The following is a 15,902-nucleotide window of genomic DNA, read 5'->3' on the forward strand; positions in this document are numbered from 1 at the left end:
CCGCATTTGATGAGGGCCGCCTCGACAGCCGACGGGTATATTTACGGACAAGGCGCAAAGATTAAATTAACGACGCTATCGAAATCGCGCAGCCAAGCACCGCAGTACTACTGGCCAATCCCCGCAAAAATTCCGTGTGGAATGCTTACGCTTCAATGCGCTGTCTTCGGCGCCCACTCCACCACAGCGTCAAGTTCCACGTCACGCAGGTTGCAAGCGCCAGAAAAAGACCAATCGCCGATCCAAATTTCACGACCGCAACGTGCATCACTGCAATCGCCATGCCGAATCCGAGCAGCCCCCAGGCGGAATTGGCGAGCACGGCAGCAGTCGGCGGACCGCCGATGCGCGGATGCAGGATCACCATGATGCTGGTGAACACGATCGGGTAGAGCGCGATGACGCCGCTCACCCGCGGGCCGACCCAGCCCGAGGTCGAGACCACGATCGCGACCAGCGTCGCCACCAGCGAGGCGCGGAACGGGATGTCGTACCAGCGGCGCGTCACCAGCGGCATCTTCGCATGCCGGTACTTTGCGAGCAGCGGAATGCAGATGCCGAAAGCGACCAGGTTCACGGCGAGGCCGGCCGTCAAGCTCCAGTCGAACAGGCGGATGATGGAGGCGAGCACGATCCACACCGCGACCGCGCTTCCGGCGCTCACCAGCAGATTGTTCCGCTGCGCCAGCATGACATAGGTGAGCCCGAGGACGATCGTCGCGGCGTTGACCGGAAGGCTGGCCAGCGCGCCTTGCGCGATGAAGGCGGCGTCATGGTCGATGGCGAGGAAGACATAGGATGGCCCCGCCGAGATCGGCAGCGTCGCCACCAGCGCGCCGATCACCGGGCCGGAGCGTTCGGTGATGATCGACGCCGACACGACGAACCCCGCCGCGATCGCCATGCGCAAGAGAAGAATGAGAATGAAGTGGAGGTCGAGGGACATTTTTTTGTTTTTGTCGTCGCGGACAGGCGAAGCGCCGATCCGGATGTAGGCGAAGTATTCTGTCCGTCATTCCGGGGCGCGCCGCTTGGGGCGAGCCCGGAATCCATAACCACAGGCCGTGGTGGTTAAAGAGCTGGAGCTACGACCGTCTGAAGTCACTGCGGCCTGGGGCTATGGGTCCCTCGGCTCGCGCCAAGCGGCGCGCCCCGGGACGACACCGATTGTTGGGTTAGGGCCTTCGCGTCACATCCGCTGCATTGACACCGAAACCTTCGGGCCGTTCTTGATGGTCTGGTAGACCACGCAGTAGCGCTCGGTGAGTTTCAGCAGGAGGTCGAGCTTGTCCTGCGGTGCATCGGTATCGACCTCGAAGCGCAGGCGGATCGCGGCGAAGCCGACCGGCGTCTCCTTGTCGACGCCGAGCGTGCCACGGAAATCCAGATCGCCCTCGGCATAGACGTTGCCGGTCTTCAGCGGCACCTCGATCGCGGTCGCCACCGATTTCAGCGTGACGCCGGCGCAGGCGACGAGGGCTTCCAGCAGCATGTCGCCGGAGCAGAGCTCGAGGCCGGAGCCGCCGGTGGCGGGGTGCAAACCGGCCATTGCGATGGCGCGGCCGGTCTCGACCTTGCAGGCGATGCCTTCGCTGTCGGTGGAGCCCTTGGCCTTCAGCGTGATCATCGCGGCCTTGGGATCGGTCTTGTAGCGTTCCTTGATCGGAGCCTGCATCTGGCGCAGTTCGGCGGCGTCCATGTTGTTCTCTCCCGGAAAATACGCCTGCCGATGTACCGGCTTAAGGAGCGAATGTCACCACCACATGGCCTGACCGGGACCCTGGGTTGCGTCACGGTCGGGCACGCTGCGGTCGAGCGAGCGGTCGAGTGACTTCAGCACACTCCGCTTGAAGGTCTCGAACAGCGGCGCGTTGCGGTCGCGCGGCCGGGCGAGATTGATCTCGATCTGGTCGAACAGCCGGCCCGGCCGCGGCCGCATCACCAGCACGCGGTCGGCCAGCACCACGGCCTCGTCGACGTCATGTGTGACGAGGATCAAGGTCGGGCGCGTGTCGGCCCAGAGATCGAGCAGATGATCCTGCAAATCCCTGCGGGTGAACGCATCGAGCGCCGAGAACGGCTCGTCGAGCAGCAGCACCTCGGGCTGCGGCACCAGCGCACGGGCGATCGCGACGCGCTGCGCCTGTCCGCCGGAGAGCTCGCGCGGCCACGCCTGTGCCTTGTCGGCGAGACCAACACGATCGAGCGCGCGCGCGACCTTGTCGCGCCGCTCGGCCGCCGGCAGATCGGCGAGCCCAAAACCGATATTGTCGGCGACGCTGAGCCAGGGCAGCAGCCGCGGCTCCTGGAAGATGATGCCGATCTTGGCGTGCGGCGAAGAGATCGCTTCGCTGTCGAGCGTCACCGTGCCGGAGCTGGCGCGGTCGAGGCCGGCGATGGCGCGCAGCAATGTGGACTTGCCGCAGCCCGAGCCGCCGATGATGGCGATGATCTCGCCCTGTTTGATCTCGGCGGAGAAGCGCGCCAGCGCCTCGACGCCGTTGGGATAGGTCTTGCTGACCCGGTCGAGTGCCAGCATCGCGTTAGGCTCCCCTCGCGCGGGAGAAGGCGTCCTGCCAGCGCAGGAATGGCGCGGCCGCGACCTCGATCAGCCAGTCGGTGAGCTTGCCGAGGATGGCGAAGATCACGATGGCGGCGAGAATCTGCGCAGGCTTGCCGAGCTGCTGGCCGTCGAGCAGGAGATAACCGAGACCTTCGGAGGCGCCGATCAGCTCGGCGGCGACCACGAACATCCAGCCGAGACCGAGACCGACGCGCAAGGACACGACATAGGCCGGCAGCACCGCCGGCAGCAGGATGCGCCGGATCATGGCAAAGCCGGAGAGGCGGAAGGTGCGGCCGACCTCGACGATCTTGCGATCGACCGACAGGATCGCACCCATCACGCCCAAATAAACCGGGAAGAACACGCCGACCGCGATCAGCGCGATCTTCGAGGTCTCGAAGATGCCGAGCCAGAGGATGAACAGCGGCACCCAGGCGAGCGAGGGGATCGCGCGCAGCGCCTGCACAGTCGGATCAAGCAGCCGCCGCGCCAGCGACCAATAGCCGGAGATGGCACCTAACAGCGTGCCCGCCACCACGCCGAAGGCAAAGCCGAGACCGACGCGCCACAGTGTCGCGGCGATGTGACGGACCAGCTCGCCGGAGCGGGCGAGCTCGGTGATGGTGGCGAACACGCGCGAGGGCGGCGGCACCAGGCGACCGTTGGACCAGCCCAGAAAAACCACGAGCTCCCAGCCGAGCGCAAGTGTGATCGGCAACAGCAGCCCCAGCATCGGCCGCCCATAGCGCGACAGCCGCGAGGGCGCGGCAGCACGTTCGGCGGGTTCCGAAGTTTGCTGCAGGACTGGCGCGTCAGAGATCATGGCCGGTAGGAAGCGCGTCTGATGAGGGAATGCAAGGGCGTGCGGCAATCTCGGTTGTCGCCCCGGACAAGCGAAGCGAAGATCCGGGGCCCATAACCACAGGACGATGTGGTTACGGGGACTCGGAGTGACCGCCTTCGCGCCAAACCACGCCCTGTGGCTATGGGTCCCGGGCTCGCTTCGCGCCCCGGGACGACGACGGAATTTGCTGCGCGCGCGTGCCTCTTCCCTGCCGACTAATTCGTCGGCAGCGGGACCTGGTCGTCGATCAGCGCATCTAGCGTCGCCTTCACGTCGACCTTGGCGTCGACGACGCCGGCTTGCTGGAGCGCGAGGCCGGCGGCGAGGATCGACTCGCGCTGGGGCGCGCCGATGCGGCTGTGGGTCAGCTCGGTGCGCTCCTTGAGCTGCTTGTCGACGACGGCCTCGGGCAGCTTCGTCACGGCGATGAAGGTCTTCTTCAGCTCGTCGTAATTCGCCAGCGAATATTTTCGCGCCTCCTCATATACCGCAAGCACGCGGCGGGCGGCGTCGGGATAGTCCTTCAAGAACTGCTCGCGCACATTGAGGATGCCCCAGGTGTTGGCGTCGGCCTTGCGATAGAACAGCTTTGCGCCCTCCTCGACCTCGGCCTGCGCCATCATCGGATCGAGACCGGCCCAGGCATCGACGTCGCCGCGGATCAGCGCGGTCTTGCCGTCGGCGTGCTGGAGCAGCACCGGCGTGATGTCCTTTTCGGTGAGACCGGCACCCAGCAGCGCGCGCACCAGGAAGATGTGCGGATCGGTGCCGCGCGTCACCGCGACGCGCTTGCCTTTGAGATCAGCGACATCAGCGATCTTGGAATCCTTGCCCGTCACCAGCGCGGTCCATTCGGGGCGCGAATAGACATAGATCGACTTGATCGGGTTACCGTTGATGCGCGCGACCAGCGCCGCCGAGCCGGCGGTCGAGCCGAAATCGATCGAGCCGGCGTTGAGGAATTCGAGCGCCTTGTTGGAGCCGGCCGACTGCACCCAGGTGATGGTGATGCCGTCCTTGGCGAACTCCTTCTCCAGAAGTCCCTTCTGCTTCAGGACCATCGACACCGGATTGTAGGTCGCCCAGTCGATGCGGATTTCCTTGAGCGGATCCGCCGCCTTTGCCGCGGGGGTCGCGGCGAGCGCAATGGCTCCCGCGAGCAGAATGCGTCGTGTCATCCAGGTCATACCCAGTCTCCTCCAAAACTTCATTGTTTTTCAATGAGTTATATCTAGAGGTCAACGAGAAAATCCGCCCCTTGAAAGCGTGGCGGCCGAGAACAGATTTGCCCAAAGCCGCACCTTTCCAGCATGGAACGACTATTGCCTGAGAATGGCGGGTGACAGCGCCTGTCACCTCTTATATCCGATGAGACTCTATATTCGGTGAGACATGGACAGCGTCGCGACTGAGCAGAAGCCTGAGGTGGACGATCGTTTCGATACCGCGCGGATCACCGTCGCGGTCGATGCCCTTGCCGAAAAGCATGAAGGACGCGAGGACGCGTTCCGCACCGCGGTCGCACAACTGCTCAAGGCCGAGCTGATCGCGGCGCGCGCCGCGGCGCAGGCGATCCTGCTGAAGGACCGTCACGGAAGGCGCTGTGCCGAGCGGCTGTGCCATGTGCAGGACGAGATCATCCGCATCCTCTATTCGGCAGCAACCCGCCATCTCTACCGCTCGCCGATTCCGAGTGGTGCCGAGCGCATGGCGGTGGTCGCGACCGGCGGCTATGGCCGCGGCCTGATGGCGCCCGAGTCCGACATCGATCTGCTCTTCATCCTGCCCTACAAGCAGACCGCCTGGGGCGAGCAGGTCGCCGAAGCCATTCTCTATTGCCTGTGGGACATGGGGTTGAAGGTCGGCCATGCCACGCGCTCGGTCGACGAATCGATCCGCCAGGCGCGCGGCGACATGACCATCCGCACCGCGATCCTGGAGACGCGCTTCCTCACCGGCGACCAGCCGCTCTACGACGAGCTGGTCGAGCGCTTCGACAAGGAAGTGGTGCAGGGCACCGCGTCCGAATTCGTCACCGCGAAGCTCGCCGAGCGCGAGGAGCGGCACCGTCGCGGCGGCCAGTCGCGCTATCTGGTCGAGCCCAACGTCAAGGACGGCAAGGGCGCGCTGCGCGACCTGCACACGCTGTTCTGGATTGCCAAATACGTCTATCGCGTGCGCGACACCGACGAGCTGGTCGAGCGCGGCGTCTTCGACGCGCAGGAATACCGCACCTTCCGCCGCTGCGCCGATTTCCTCTGGTCGGTGCGCTGCAATCTGCATTTCTACTGCGGCCGCGCCGAGGAGCGCCTCTCTTTCGACCTCCAGCGCGAGATCGCGATCCGGCTCGGCTACACCTCGCATCCCGGCATGCAGGACGTCGAGCGCTTCATGAAGCACTACTTCCTGGTCGCCAAGGACGTCGGCAACCTCACCGCCATCCTCTGTGCCAAGCTCGAGGACCAGCAGGCCAAGCCAGCGCCGGTCTTGAGCCGGATGATGGCGCGGCTGCGCCCGACGCCGGTGAAGCGGCGCGTGCCTGATAGCGACGACTTCATCGTCGACAACAACCGCATCAACGTCGCCGCACCCGACGTCTTCAAGCACGATCCGGTCAACCTGATCCGCATCTTCCGCCTCGCGCAGAAGAACAACCTCGCCTTCCATCCGGACGCGATGCGCGACGTGACACGCTCGCTCGGCCTGATCAACGCGCAGCTGCGCGAGAACTCCGAGGCCAACCGGCTGTTCATGGAGATCCTGACCTCCGACAATGCGGAGATCGTGCTGCGGCGGATGAACGAGACCGGCGTGCTCGGCCACTTCATCCGCGCCTTCGGCAAGATCGTCTCGATGATGCAGTTCAACATGTATCATCACTACACCGTCGACGAGCACCTGATCCGCTGCATCGGCTTCCTCCAGGACATCGAGCGCGGCGGCATCGAGGAGTTCACGCTCGCCAGCGACCTGATGCGCAAGACCCGCCCCGAGCACCGCGCGGTGATCTACATCGCCACGCTGCTGCACGACGTCGCCAAGGGCCGGCCCGAGGATCACTCGATCGCCGGCGCCAAGGTCGCGCGCCGACTGTGCCCGCGGCTCGGCTTCAGTCCGGCCGACACCGAGCTCGTGGCCTGGCTGATCGAGGAGCACCTCACGATGTCCACGGTCGCGCAGTCGCGCGACCTTTCGGATCGCAAGACCATCGAGAATTTCGCCGCCGTGGTGCAGTCGGTCGAGCAGATGAAGCTGCTCACCATCCTGACCACCGCCGACATCCGCGGCGTCGGTCCGGGCGTCTGGAACGGCTGGAAAGCGCAGCTGCTGCGTTCGCTGTATTACGAGACCGAGCCGGTGCTGACCGGCGGCTTCTCGGAAGTCGATCGCGGCAAGCGCCTCACGGCCGCCTACGCCGAATTCCGCAACGCCTTCGCCGAATGGCCGGCGGACGAGCTCGATGCCTATATCGCCCGGCACTATCCGGCCTACTGGCTCAAGGTCGAGCTGCCGCGAAAGATCCGCCACGCCCGCTTCGTGCGCTCGAGCGAGCAGGCCGGCCACAAGCTCGCGATCAATGTCGGCTTCGACGAGGTGCGCGGCGTCACCGAGCTGACGATCTTCGCAGCCGACCATCCCTGGCTGCTCTCGATCATCGCCGGTGCCTGCGCCTCGGCCGGCGCCAACATCGTCGACGCCCAGATCTACACCACGACCGACGGCCGCGCGCTCGACACCATCTCGATCTCCAGGGAATACGACCGCGACGAGGACGAGGGACGGCGCGCCACGCGGATCGGCGAGATGATCGAGGACGTGCTGGAAGGCAAGCTGCGCCTGCCCGAGGTGGTGGCGCGGCGCACCGTGCGCAGCAAGGCGCGGCCGTTCGTGATCGAGCCGGAGGTGACCATCAACAACCAATGGTCCGACCGCTACACCGTGATCGAGGTCTCCGGCCTCGACCGGCCCGGCCTGCTCTATGAGCTGACCACCGCGATCTCGAAGCTCAACCTCAACATTGCGTCAGCCCATGTCGCGACCTTCGGCGAGCGAGCCCGCGACGTGTTCTACGTTACCGACCTCCTGGGCGCACAGATCAATGCGCCGACGCGGCAGTCCGCGATCAAGAGCGCGCTGACCCATGTAATGGCCGGCGACAAGGCGGTGCAGCCGGCGGCGTGAAGCTGGTTGCGCGCATCTCTTTCCCTTCGTCATTCCGGGGCGCCGCGTAGCGGCGAGCCCGGAATCCACATCCACCAGCCGGGGTTATGGATTCCGGGCCTGGCCCTTCGGGCCCTCCCGGAATGACGAGTGGAGAGATTGGCCTGCATCAGGCCTTTAAATCTCCACCCCCTCATGCCGCAGCAGCCACCTCTTCCGCTCCAGCCCGCCGCCATATTTCACCAGCGAGCCATCCGCGCCGATCAGTCGGTGGCATGGCAGCACGACGCTGATCGGGTTGGAGCCGTTGGCGTGGCCGACGGCGCGAATGGCCTTCGGCATCTCGATCCTGGCGGCCATCGCGCCGTAGCTCATCGTCGTGCCGGCGGGAATCTTCGCCAGCGCGGTCCAGACCTTCTGCTGGAACGGCGTGCCGGCGATCCGCCATGCGATGCTTGAGAGCTGGCCGAGATCACCTTCGAAATAATTCGACAGCGCCGTCCGCATCTGGGTGGGCGCAGGCCGATCGGCCAGATCCACCGCGCCGTAGCGCAGGCGCAACAGCTCGCGCATGCGGTGCTCGTAATCCTCCCAATCGAGCGCACGAAGATTGCCCTCGGCATCGGTGACGAGCAGCGCGACCCCTATCGGTGTCGGCAGGCGATCGAGGCGGAAGCTTACAGACGGTCTGGTTGATCGAGCGGGCATTGCGGCACCATGGCGTCGAAACACAGCATCGCGTTTGCCATGGCGGCCGTGCTAACGTCCACCCGAAAGCTGACGCTTTGGGGGAGCTCACCTTGATTCTAATCGCCAATATCCTGGTGGCGCTGGTCGCCGCACTGCACGCCTACTTCCTGGTCCTGGAGATGTTCCTCTGGACCAAGCCGATGGGTTTGAAGGTGTTTCGCAACACGCCTGAGAAGGCCGAGATCACGAAAGTGCTCGCCGCCAACCAGGGACTCTATAACGGCTTCCTCGTCGCCGGCCTGATCTGGGGTCTGGTCCACGGCAATCCGGCGTTCGCGTTCCAGATCAAGGTTTTCTTCCTGCTCTGCGTGATCGTGGCCGGGGCTTACGGTGCAGCGACCGTCAGCACGCGCATCCTGATCGTGCAGGCGCTGCCAGCGGCGGTCGCCTTGGCTGCATTGTTCCTGGCCCAATAGTCCTGACCTGAGACGCTACAACGCCCGCCGCGATCCTTGCGCGGCACCTCGCGTTCCTCCACACTCTCCGGCAGCGATGGCGACCGTTGCAATCAACGGGAAAAGACCGTCGGCCGGAAAATCCCGTCAGGAGGAACATCCCAACATGAAGACTCGCAGAGCCTATCTAGCTGCCACGGCGGCGCTCGCCTTTGCGTTCTCCGCCAACCAAGCCCTCGCACAGAAGAAGTACGATACCGGTGCGAGCGACACCGAGATCAAGATCGGCCAGACCGTGCCGTTCTCCGGCGCCTACTCCGTCTACGCCAATATCGGCAAGACCCAGGCCGCCTACTTCAAGATGATCAATGATCAAGGCGGCATCAACGGCCGCAAGATCAACCTGATCCAGTATGACGACGCTTATTCGCCGCCGAAGACGGTCGAGCAGGTGCGCAAGCTCGTCGAAGGCGACGAGGTGCTGTTCACCTTCCAGATCATCGGCACCGCCGCCAACGCCGCGGTGCAGAAATATCTCAACGGCAAGAAGATCCCGCAGCTGCTCGCCTCGACCGGCGCTGCGCGCTTCAACGATCCGCAAAACTATCCCTGGACCATCGCCTACAATCCCAACTACGTGTCCGAGGGACGGATCTACGCGAAGTACATTCTCAAGGAGCATCCCAACGCCAAGATCGGCGTGCTCTACCAGAACGACGACATGGGCCGCGACTATCTCGCGGGCCTCAAGAGCGGCCTCGGCGACAAGGCCGCCAGCATGATCGTCGGCGAGGTCTCCTACGAGGTCACCGATCCCACGGTGGATTCGCAGGTGGTGAAGCTGAAGTCGATGGGCGTCGATCTGTTCTATGATGCCTCGACGCCCAAATTCGCGGCGCAGGCGATCAAGAAGCTCGCCGACCTCGGCTGGACGCCGGTGCATATCCTCGACATCAATGCGAGCCCGATCTCGGCGACTTTGAAGCCGGCCGGCCTCGACATCTCCAAGGGCATCATCTCGACCCAATACGGCAAGGAGCCGGGCGATCCGCAGTGGAAGGACGATCCCGGCGTGAAGGCGTTCTTCGCCTTCATGGACAAGTATTTCCCTGAAGGAGACAAGCTCAACACCGTCAACACCTATGCCTATTCGGTGGCGGAGCTGCTGGTGCAGGTGCTGAAGCAGTGCGGCGACGACCTGTCGCGCGAGAACGTGATGAAGCAGGTCGCCAACATCAAGGACTTCACCCCGAGCTTCGCGCTGCCCGGCATCAAGATCAACACCGGGCCGAACGACTACCGCGTCAACAAGCAGATGCAGATGATGAAGTTCAACGGCGAACGCTGGGAGCTGTTCGGACCGATCATCGAGGACACGGGTCCGTCGGGTTAGTTCGTCTCTTAGGCGGCAGCGGACGCTCTCTCGCTCCCTCCCCCCTTGCGGGAGGGTTGGGGAGAGGGGCGCCACACGGCAAGGCCTGTCGATCATGCCGTGACCGCGCTCTCCTCGCATTCGACTGCTGCGTCTGCGCTTCAAAGCACTGCTCTCGCCCGCGGCGACCCGTCTCCCTAGCCCTCCCCCGCAAGGGGGGAGGGAACGCAGCGGAGTGCGGGGCTGAAGTAATGCCTCTACGAACGGCTCGCCACGCCCACCTTGCGTCGCAGCAATCGTTCCTCCACACTCCTCCTCAGCGATGGCATCGGGCGCGCAGTGCGCCCGGCAGACCGTCGGAAAAACAAGCTGAGGAAATTGCGAATGAGGAATGGAATTCTGCATCTGGCCACGGCGACGGCGCTGACCCTCGCGCTGTCGATCTCTGCGGCCAATGCCCAGAAAAAATATGATCCGGGCGCGAGCGACACCGAGATCAAGGTCGGACAGACCGTGCCGTTCTCGGGACCGGCGTCGGCCTATGCGTCGATCGGCAAGACCCAGGCCGCCTATTTCAAGATGATCAACGACCAGGGCGGCATCAACGGCCGTAAGATCAATTTGATCCAGTATGACGATGCCTATTCGCCGCCGAAGGCCGTGGAGCAGGTGCGCAAGCTCGTCGAGAGCGACGAGGTGCTGCTGACCTTCCAGATCATCGGCACGCCCTCGAACGCGGCCGTGCAGAAATATCTCAATGCCAAGAAGGTACCGCAACTGTTCGCGGCGACCGGCGCCTCGAAGTTCACGGATCCCAAGAATTTCCCGTGGACCATGGGCTACAACCCGAACTACTTCGTCGAAGGCCGCATCTACGGCCAGTACATCATAAAGGAGCATCCGAACGCCAAGATCGGCGTGCTCTATCAGAATGACGACCTCGGCAAGGACTATCTGAACGGCCTCAAGGCCGGCCTCGGCGACAAGGCCGCCAAGATGATCGTGACCGAAGCATCCTACGAGGTCTCCGATCCGACCGTGGATTCGCAGATCCTCAAGATCAAGGACGCCGGCGCCGATCTGTTCTTCAGCGCCACCACGCCGAAGCAGGCGGCACAGGCGATCAAGAAGATCGCCGAGCTCGGCTGGCATCCGGTGCAGATCGTCGACATCAACGCCACCTCGGTCGGCGCGGTGATGAAGCCGGCGGGGCTCGAGGCCGCCAAGGGCGTCATCAGCGTCAATTACGGCAAGGATCCGCTCGATCCGACCTGGAAGGACGACGCCGGCATGAAGCGCTATCTCGACTTCATGGCGAAGTATTATCCCGACGGCGACAAGGATTCGAACTTCAACACCTACGGCTACGGCACCGCCCAGCTGCTTGCCCACGTGCTCCAGCAGTGCGGCGACAACCTGACGCGCGAGAACGTCATGAAGCAGGCGGCCTCGCTGAAGGACGTCACCGGCGACATCGCTCTACCCGGCATCAAGGCCAACACCTCGGCCACCGACTACCGGGTCAACAAGCAGCTTCAGATGATGAAGTTCAACGGCGAGCGCTGGGAGCTGTTCGGCCCGATCCTGGAGGATGCGGGGCCGGCGGGTTAGTTCTCGGAAACAACTTCCTCGACGACGTCATGCCCGGGCTTGTCCCGGGCATCCACCTTCTTGGGGCGACAACGGAAGGCGTGGATGGCCGGGTCAAGCCCGGCCATGACGATGGAGAGAGATTCGCCCAATGGCATTCACTCCGGTATCTCCCCAAAATTCTTGCCCACCGGCAGCACGGCGTGGCGGATCAGGCGCGAGTCCTCCACCGCCGCCTGCCGGTGCTTCACCGCCTCGCGATAGACGGGATCGCGGATCATCTCGACGAAGGCGGCGACGCTCGGGTATTCCGCGATGAAGCAATGGTCCCAGCGCTCCTCCTGCGGGCCGATCAGCATCAGCTCGAATTTGCCCTGCCAGACGATGCGACCGCCGAGGCGTTCGAACACCGGACCGCTCTCCCGGCCATAGGCCGCATAGGCTTCCGCGCCGCTGGCCTTGCGGCCATCGGGATAGGCGGCTTCCTTCCGCAACCGGACCAGGTTGAGCATGTGGATCGGACCCGGGCGGTCGTTGTCCCGGAACTGTGCGAAAATCTCCTTGGTCGGATCGATGTGGCCCATGCGATCTCCCTCTTCTTTACGCATTCGATCCTAACTCCAACGCCCGCGAAGCGGAACTGCGGCGGGCGAAGGCCGCATCTCCTAATCGCGCGTTAACGCCGGGGTAACCGGGCCTTAAACAGCGACCGCTAGCGTGCGGCGGGGCGGTCTGACCGGGCGTTTTGCGTATGGCGTGGGGAAAGAAAAAAGGTGGGCGGAAGGAGCCGTTGTTCGGCTTGCCTGCTGCGCTCGCCGATCTGCGCCTGACCGCCGCGGACCGCATCCCCGGCGGCGACGACACGCCGAAGAAATCCGCCAAATCATCCGCCAAGCGCAAAGCCGACGAGCCCGACGAGGAGCCGCCGCGCGAGCGGAAGGCTCAGGCGAGCCGCAGCGGCGCCAAGCGCCGCTCGAAATCGCGCGGAGGGTTCCGCCTCGGCCGGCTGGTCTATTGGGGCGCGGTGCTGAGCCTGTGGGGCGTGATCGCCGTGATCGGCGTCGTGATCTATGTCGGCGCCCATCTGCCGCCGATCCAGTCGCTGGAGATTCCCAAGCGCCCGCCGACGATCCAGATCGTCGGCATCGACGGCAGCATGCTGGCGCAGCGCGGCGAGATGGCCGGCGCCAATGTCGCGCTGAAGGATCTGCCGCCCTATCTGCCGAAGGCGTTCATCGCGATCGAGGACCGCCGCTTCTATTCGCATTTCGGCATCGATCCGATCGGCATCCTGCGCGCCCTCGTCACCAACGTGCTCCATCGCGGCGTGTCGCAGGGCGGCTCCACTCTGACGCAGCAGCTCGCCAAGAACCTGTTCCTGACCCAGGAGCGGACCATGCAGCGCAAGCTGCAGGAGGCGGAGCTGGCGATCTGGCTGGAGCGCAAGCATTCCAAGAACGATATCCTGGAGCTCTATCTCAACCGCGTCTATTTCGGCTCCGGCGCCTACGGCGTCGAAGCAGCCGCGCAGAAATATTTCGGCAAGTCGGCCAAGAACGTCACGGTCGCGGAAGCCGCGATGCTGGCCGGTCTCGTCAAATCGCCCTCGCGCCTTGCGCCCAACCGCAACCCCGAAGGCGCCGAAGCGCGCGCCCAGGTCGTGCTCGCGGCGATGGCGGACGCGAAGTTCATCACCGACGCGCAGGCCCAAGCCTCGATCGGTCATCCCTCCTACAATGTGAAGCCGGCCGGCGCCGGCACGGTCAACTATGTCGCCGACTGGATCGGCGAGGTGCTGGACGATCTGGTCGGCCAGATCGACGAGAGCATCAAGGTCGAGACCACGATCGATCCGAAGCTGCAGAGCGTCGCCGAAGCCGCCATCATCGACGAGCTCGCGGCCAAGAGCGTGAAGTTCAATGTCAGCCAGGGTGCGCTGGTGGCGATGACGCCCGACGGCGCAGTGCGCGCCATGGTCGGCGGGCGGAACTATTCCGACAGCCAGTACAACCGCGCGGTCACGGCCAAGCGGCAGCCGGGCTCGTCGTTCAAGCCGTTCGTGTACCTCACCGCGCTCGAACAGGGCCTGACGCCGGATACCGTGCGCCAGGACGCGCCGATCGAGGTCAAGGGCTGGAAGCCCGAGAACTACACCCATGAATATTTCGGCGCGGTGACGCTGACCCAGGCGCTGGCGATGTCGCTCAACACGGTCGCGATCCGCCTCGGTCTCGAGGTCGGGCCGAAGAACGTGGTGCGCACCGCGCACCGGCTCGGCATCTCCTCGAAACTCGAGCCCAACGCCTCGATCGCGCTCGGCACCTCCGAGGTCTCGGTGGTCGAGCTGGTCGGCGCCTATGCGCCCTTCGCCAATGGCGGCTTGGCCGTCACCCCGCATGTGGTGACGCGGATCAGGACGCTCAGCGGCAAGCTGCTCTACATGCGCCAGCCCGACGAGCGCAATCAGGTGATCGATCCCCGCTATGTCGGCATGATGAACGCGATGATGCGGGAGACGCTGATATCGGGCACCGCGAAGAAGGCGGAGATCCCGGGCTGGCCGGCGGCCGGCAAGACCGGCACCAGCCAGGATTATCGCGACGCCTGGTTCATCGGTTACACCGCCAGCCTCGTCACCGGCGTCTGGCTCGGCAATGACGATAACTCGCCGACCAAGAAGGCGACCGGCGGCGGCCTGCCGGTCGAAGTCTGGTCGCGCTTCATGAGGACGGCACACGAAGGCGTGCCGGTGGCGAACCTACCCAACTCGCAAGCCAGCTGGGGCCTGTCGAACCTCGCGCAGGCGGCCTCGCAGGTCTCGCCGCCGACACCGGCCGCGCCTGGACCCGCACCGGCGCCGGTGAGCAATGGCGGCTATCGCCCGCCACCGCCGACGCGCGCCAATGTGCGGCCGGAAGCCGCCGCGGGCCTGGATGGCTGGCTGATGGACCGGCTGTTTGGCGGGAATCGATAGCTTTGGCTTGAGGTCATCAAGGCCTCCAAACTCAAACTGCGAAAACAACCCCATGCACAGTAGGCGGTGATATCAGGCGCTGTGCGCGGCGGATGGTACGAAGCGCTTGACGCGGCGGGGTAAATCACGCGTCTCGCGCAATCATCGCGAAGTGTGGCGAGAATCGAGCAAGACGCGCGGACGTCCCCTCCTTCACCGTTGTCATTCCCCGCCACCGGGTCTCGCCTTCGGCGAGCCCGATGACAGGCTCCGGCGGGGAATCCAGTACGCCGCGACCTCTCGACTCAATCACTGGCGCTGGTGGAATACTGGATCGCCCGCCTTCGCGGGCGATGACGGTGCTTGCTAGGCTGGTAGCTCGCGCATCTGCCGCCTCCGGTTCGGCAAGTCCTGCCTAGCGCGGCAAGATTCTCCGCGGGCCGCAGCTCCCCGAAAGCAAAAACATCAATCTCTTCAAACCCCCCGTCAACGGCCCGGGATTTGCTCTCACAGGTTGTGCGAGCACAGGAGAGCGTTCCATGATTTCAGGTGTATCCAACGGCGCGTTGCCTCAGCTGCGGCCCGCGTCAACGTCAGCTTCAAATGCGGCATCGGGTCTCCAGCCGGTGGCACCGGATGCGACTGACACGGCGACCAGCGGCTTCCGGATCGACGTCTCCCAAGTCAAGCCGCTGACTGCCAAGCCGATATCGGCGGTAGATGATCCCGTCCTGCACGACCTCATGGCAACGCACTGGCTGATCTCCCATGAGACGAATGCCCCCCAAGATGTCGTCGCCGACAATGCACCTCAGAACGTTTATGCTCAGGTCAAAGTCGACGGCAAAGTGGTGGCCACTTTGTACAATGCCGGGTCCTCGGCGATGACCAATCAAGCGGCCGCCAAGATCGGCAAGCTCGAGGATCCTCCAGGTCTGAGCGGACCGGATCTGGCGCAGTGGCGGGCCGACCAATACGCCGAGCGGCTTGGCGGCACCGTCGAAAAGGCGCCGACCGCCATCACGCAATCGCAGTGGACACCGCGTGAAAGCAGATCCACGGACTATAGCCGCGAGCAGCTCGATGCTGCGTTCCAGGCGATGCTGGCGGAGGGGCAGAGGGCGACAGCACAGCAGCAAGCGTCGTATCTGGCATCACGCGCGCAGGCGGGTACGAGCGCGGATTTCAGTGCGTGAGTGTTGGCTTGATGCCGCCCCGCTCTCCACTGTCATTCCCCGCCACCGGGTCTCGCCTTCGGCGAGCCCGATGAC

General features: G+C 64.5%; 14 protein-coding genes. 6 read left to right on the plus strand and 8 right to left on the minus strand.

Annotation, left to right across the window (positions count from 1 at the left end):
* Positions 1-145 precede the first annotated feature (145 nt).
* From QA642_RS46095 to QA642_RS46115, 5 genes are all read right to left on the minus strand, one after another.
* Positions 146-946: a hypothetical protein gene (locus QA642_RS46095; protein WP_283082756.1), complete on the minus strand. Its 801-nt coding sequence runs from the start codon at positions 944-946 to the stop codon at positions 146-148.
* A 243-nt stretch (positions 947-1,189) separates the two neighbouring features.
* Positions 1,190-1,699 carry an OsmC family protein gene (locus tag QA642_RS46100; RefSeq protein ID WP_283082757.1) on the minus strand — a complete coding sequence of 170 codons (510 nt, stop codon included), beginning with the start codon at positions 1,697-1,699 and terminating at the stop codon, positions 1,190-1,192.
* Positions 1,700-1,753: 54 nt separating this feature from the next.
* Positions 1,754-2,539, minus strand: coding sequence for an ABC transporter ATP-binding protein (locus tag QA642_RS46105; RefSeq protein WP_283082758.1), 786 nt, complete (start codon positions 2,537-2,539; stop codon positions 1,754-1,756).
* A gap of 4 nt (positions 2,540-2,543) precedes the next feature.
* Positions 2,544-3,389 carry an ABC transporter permease gene (locus QA642_RS46110; protein ID WP_283082759.1) on the minus strand — a complete coding sequence of 282 codons (846 nt, stop codon included), beginning with the start codon at positions 3,387-3,389 and terminating at the stop codon, positions 2,544-2,546.
* 236 nt (positions 3,390-3,625) lie between these two features.
* Positions 3,626-4,597 (minus strand): aliphatic sulfonate ABC transporter substrate-binding protein, encoded by a 972-nt coding sequence (locus QA642_RS46115; RefSeq protein ID WP_283082760.1) that lies wholly within the window; start codon positions 4,595-4,597, stop codon positions 3,626-3,628.
* 205 nt (positions 4,598-4,802) lie between these two features.
* On the opposite strand from QA642_RS46115, the gene QA642_RS46120 reads away from it, so the two are divergent.
* Entirely contained in the window at positions 4,803-7,592 is a 2,790-nt protein-coding gene (locus QA642_RS46120) for a [protein-PII] uridylyltransferase (protein ID WP_283082761.1), read from the plus strand.
* 156 nt (positions 7,593-7,748) lie between these two features.
* Here QA642_RS46120 and QA642_RS46125 read toward each other — a convergent pair whose 3' ends face one another.
* The gene (locus tag QA642_RS46125; RefSeq protein WP_283082762.1) at positions 7,749-8,279 is read right to left on the minus strand and encodes a methylated-DNA--[protein]-cysteine S-methyltransferase; all 531 of its coding nucleotides are present in this window, start codon (positions 8,277-8,279) and stop codon (positions 7,749-7,751) included.
* Between the two features lie 92 nt (positions 8,280-8,371).
* Here QA642_RS46125 and QA642_RS46130 point away from each other — a divergent pair, with 92 nt between their 5' ends.
* The 3 genes from QA642_RS46130 to QA642_RS46140 all read left to right on the plus strand — a co-directional run bounded on the left by QA642_RS46130 (position 8,372) and on the right by QA642_RS46140 (position 11,699).
* The gene (locus tag QA642_RS46130; RefSeq protein WP_283082763.1) at positions 8,372-8,737 is read left to right on the plus strand and encodes a DUF1304 domain-containing protein; all 366 of its coding nucleotides are present in this window, start codon (positions 8,372-8,374) and stop codon (positions 8,735-8,737) included.
* Between the two features lie 145 nt (positions 8,738-8,882).
* The gene (locus QA642_RS46135) at positions 8,883-10,109 is read left to right on the plus strand and encodes an ABC transporter substrate-binding protein (protein WP_283082764.1); all 1,227 of its coding nucleotides are present in this window, start codon (positions 8,883-8,885) and stop codon (positions 10,107-10,109) included.
* Positions 10,110-10,472: 363 nt separating this feature from the next.
* Positions 10,473-11,699, plus strand: a complete 1,227-nt coding sequence (locus QA642_RS46140; RefSeq protein ID WP_283082765.1) for an ABC transporter substrate-binding protein — start codon at positions 10,473-10,475, stop codon at positions 11,697-11,699.
* On the opposite strand, the gene QA642_RS46145 is transcribed toward QA642_RS46140, so the two are convergent.
* Both QA642_RS46145 and QA642_RS46150 read right to left on the minus strand, forming a co-directional pair.
* A complete protein-coding gene (locus QA642_RS46145; protein WP_283082766.1) occupies positions 11,696-11,836 on the minus strand; it encodes a hypothetical protein in 141 nt (46 codons plus the stop codon). The two genes, QA642_RS46140 and QA642_RS46145, sit on opposite strands and share 4 nt — an antisense overlap.
* Positions 11,837-12,262 (minus strand): DUF1330 domain-containing protein, encoded by a 426-nt coding sequence (locus QA642_RS46150; RefSeq protein ID WP_283087114.1) that lies wholly within the window; start codon positions 12,260-12,262, stop codon positions 11,837-11,839.
* 167 nt (positions 12,263-12,429) lie between these two features.
* Here QA642_RS46150 and QA642_RS46155 point away from each other — a divergent pair, with 167 nt between their 5' ends.
* On the plus strand, positions 12,430-14,652 hold the full coding sequence (locus QA642_RS46155) for a penicillin-binding protein 1A (protein ID WP_283082767.1): 2,223 nt from the start codon (positions 12,430-12,432) through the stop codon (positions 14,650-14,652).
* Positions 14,653-15,170: 518 nt separating this feature from the next.
* The gene (locus QA642_RS46160; protein WP_283082768.1) at positions 15,171-15,827 is read left to right on the plus strand and encodes a hypothetical protein; all 657 of its coding nucleotides are present in this window, start codon (positions 15,171-15,173) and stop codon (positions 15,825-15,827) included.
* Positions 15,828-15,902: the final 75 nt, after the last annotated feature.

Source organism: Bradyrhizobium sp. CB2312, from assembly GCF_029714425.1.
Lineage (GTDB): Bacteria > Pseudomonadota > Alphaproteobacteria > Rhizobiales > Xanthobacteraceae > Bradyrhizobium.